At 59.1% G+C, this 2,574-nt stretch carries 4 protein-coding genes; all 4 read right to left on the bottom strand.

The features are described 5' to 3' along the window. On the bottom strand, positions 1-1,064 hold a 1,064-nt coding region (locus DWA01_RS00470), incomplete at its 3' end, for a hypothetical protein (RefSeq protein ID WP_200832468.1). Further along, positions 1,061-1,471 carry a DUF6950 family protein gene (locus tag DWA01_RS00465; RefSeq protein WP_114283670.1) on the bottom strand — a complete coding sequence of 137 codons (411 nt, stop codon included), beginning with the start codon at positions 1,469-1,471 and terminating at the stop codon, positions 1,061-1,063. The genes DWA01_RS00470 and DWA01_RS00465, both read right to left, overlap by 4 nt. After that, positions 1,459-1,980, bottom strand: a complete 522-nt coding sequence (locus DWA01_RS00460; RefSeq protein WP_114283669.1) for a hypothetical protein — start codon at positions 1,978-1,980, stop codon at positions 1,459-1,461. Before DWA01_RS00460 ends, DWA01_RS00465 begins: the two co-directional genes overlap by 13 nt. Next, a partial coding sequence (locus DWA01_RS23040; RefSeq protein ID WP_160115934.1) for a hypothetical protein occupies positions 1,980-2,574 on the bottom strand: 595 nt, incomplete at its 5' end. The genes DWA01_RS00460 and DWA01_RS23040, both read right to left, overlap by 1 nt.

Below are 2,574 nucleotides of genomic sequence, written 5' to 3'. Positions count from 1 at the left end.
ATGGTGTGTACCGGCGGCTCATATGCTGCCCCTCCGACAATCAGTTTACCGCGATCGACAGTCCACCATCCGGTCCAGGCCGTTGACAGGCGGTCAAGATTCTTCTTCGGGCTGTCTGCAGTATTCAGAACACCGTTGAACGCATAGCGGTCTTCCGTCCCGCCTCCGGTCAGCGGGATCTGCTCTTCGGCGATGTTGGCGTTTGCAATGATTGCAGCGTCATCGATGTCAGCTGCAGACCAACCAATACCGCCGACCATCTCAGGCGTCAGAACGTAATCCCGCACATGCAGGAACACGTTGCTGGTGTATTTGGTCTGACCGTCGCGCGGATCATAAACCCGCTTGCCCCGGGCGCGGACGGTGATGGTTTCCACGCCCTGAGGGAACAGATCACCGTCAAAGTCTGCCTCAAAGTAGACATAGGCGATGCCCCGACCCCGTGCCGTTGCCGCCCATTCAGATACAGCATTGTAATAGCGCGCCTCGGCGGCCTGATTGTCGGACCCATTGTGAACGGTCAGGACGAATTTGCCCTTAAAATCGCTGTCGATCTGGCCCCAGCGATCGGCATCCGGCAGCACCGCCGCTTCATCCGCTGCGTATTGTGTGGCGGTCCAGACCAGCGTTTCGCCGATCCAGGCTTCCACCGCGCCGTCAATCTCATGGCAGGCCAGCGGGATAACCGAATGATAGCGTTTGTGCTCTTTGCCATCGGCCGTTGATGTGGAGCGCGCAATGATAGATCCGCCAAGCATCCGTTCGCCATACAGAAACAAGCCCTCAGTGACGGGTTGGATCCGGTTCAGGGTGATTTCTGACGCCCCGGTGTTGGTGGATGCAGTAGGCGCAAAGGCCATCTGAAGCCCGGCCAGCACACCGGCCACCGCGGCATTGCCCAGCACCGTGGCCCAGACGATCGCGGAGCCCGTGGCAAACGCTGTCGCTGCGCCACCCAGTACAGTCCCGGCAAACGCCAATACGACCGGAGCGGCGTCAGCTGGCGAGGTAAAAGCCACCACTGCCGTTGATGCCAACAGCACAAATTTCCGTGTCGATTTCATGAAATACTCCAGGCAAGCCGCACGCTTTGGGCCGGCAGATAAATCAGTCCGGATTCAGATAAAAATGCGGCATTGCGTCCGACCACCACACCAAAGGCACCCGGCGCCAGCGCGTCAGTGTCCCGCATCACCCAATCACCGCGCCCCGCTGCCAACACGGAAATGCCGGGCAGAGTTGCAGAAACCAGATCCTCAACAGAAGAATGCCCCAGACGTTTCAGACCAAGCAGCGCTCCAAACTCGCTGCTGTAATGCGGAAGGCCCGCAAACCGGCTCTCCCCCGTGACAGCGCGCTCACAGGCGATACACATCGACAGGCAGTCCGTCCGGCCCCAGATGAACTGCACACCTTGCCAGCACGCGAGCTCGTCCAGCAGCAGCCTTTCCCAGCCGGCTATTTTCCCCATGTGTCATCACGGTTCTGGATCGCCTGAACCAGGTCAAAGAACGTATCGCCGGGGAAGCGCTTCTTTTGATCCTCTGGCAGGTAGCGAAATGGCCGCGGCCGGCCAAGATCCAGCGCGCGCTGTTCGCAGGACAGAACCACTTCAGGATTTGCAGGGTCGTCGCTGCTTTCCATATCGTCAGCCAGACCGTCAAAGAATACGTCTGCTTCCAGCAGCTGGCCCTCGTCTTCAAAGATGCCCAGATAAACCGTTACACGCCGGCGCTGAAACTCTTCGAGCTCCGCCAGCGCAATGATCGCCGCATCGATGCCAGAAAGTGAGATTGAAAGGCCGGAACTGCCACCGGTGCTGTCGCCGGCCGTGTCACCGACCTGCAGCAGCTCGCCGGCGCCCACATAGGTCACGCCGTCATAGACCACCTCGCCCGGGCCGGTGAACATGGCGAAATCGCCGCTGTCAAACTGGCCACGCACCAGAAGGCAAATGTGTTTGTCGCCAACTGTCTCCATCAAAGCGCCTCGATCAAATCAAGTTTCATCGATCGACCCAGCTTGAAGTTCGTGCTGTGGCCATTGCTGGGCTTTGCCAGCGCCCAGGCTCCATAGGGCGCCAGCGCCTCGATCGCCCCGCCCTGTGCCACGTCTTCGCGCAGACGCGGCCAGATCGTGATTTGCTGTTGATTTGAAACATCTGGCGCCTGCACCGAGTTGATCATGTGCAGATGCCCGTTGATGGTGATTTGATCAGTGACAACAAACGCTTCGCCCGGCGCATGCTGCACCACCAGGGTTTTGCCCCGCTGTGACGCGGCTGCGGCAAATGTGGGGTTTTGCGTTAAGACGCCATGCGGCCCGCGGTAATCCATCGCCGGCAGATGAAACACAACTGTCGGCCCTTCAAGCGTTGTGAGCCAGGCCAGAATATTGGCCCGGTCCTGATATCGCGCGTCGTTGAGATCCAGCGTTGCCTGCCAGTGACCACCGAGAAAGTTATAGGCGGTCTGATTGAAGCTGTAGGGCGAAACCTCGCGATGCGCGTTGGTAACAACGCTCACGCTCAGCGCTTTTTTGGGCAGGGTGAAAGGTGGAAAGTTCATTTCATGC

Origin of the sequence: Candidatus Halocynthiibacter alkanivorans (genome assembly GCF_003333265.1) — a bacterium.
GTDB lineage: Bacteria > Pseudomonadota > Alphaproteobacteria > Rhodobacterales > Rhodobacteraceae > Halocyntiibacter_A > Halocyntiibacter_A alkanivorans.
This window is presented reverse-complemented; position numbering and strand designations above follow the sequence as displayed.